The organism is Sedimentibacter sp. B4, from assembly GCF_000309315.1.
GTDB classification, from domain to species: domain Bacteria; phylum Bacillota; class Clostridia; order Tissierellales; family Sedimentibacteraceae; genus Sedimentibacter; species Sedimentibacter saalensis.
Genome location: NZ_CANG01000060.1, coordinates 1 through 248 on the forward strand (window position 1 = coordinate 1; position 248 = coordinate 248).

A 248-nucleotide genomic window follows, 5' to 3' on the forward strand; every position below is an offset into this window, starting at 1 on the left:
GGATCTGCCAGGCCAGCTCGACTTCGGCCGGCTGCGGGAACAGCGGTTCGGAGCCCAGCAGAACATCGAGCAGTAGCCGCTCGTACGCCTCGGGGCTGGTCTCCGCGAAGGAGGTGCCGTAGCCGAAGTCCATGTTCACATCGCGCAACTCCATCGGGGGTGGCCGGCACCTTGGCGCCGAAGCGGAGCGTGATGCCCTCGTCGGGCTGGATCCGCAGGACGAGCGCGTTCGTGCCGAGCGAGCGGAC

General features: G+C 68.5%; 1 pseudogene. It reads right to left on the reverse strand.

The window, feature by feature from the left end:
- Window positions 1-248: pseudogene (locus BN358_RS25330) on the reverse strand (glucose-6-phosphate dehydrogenase); the annotation flags it as partial.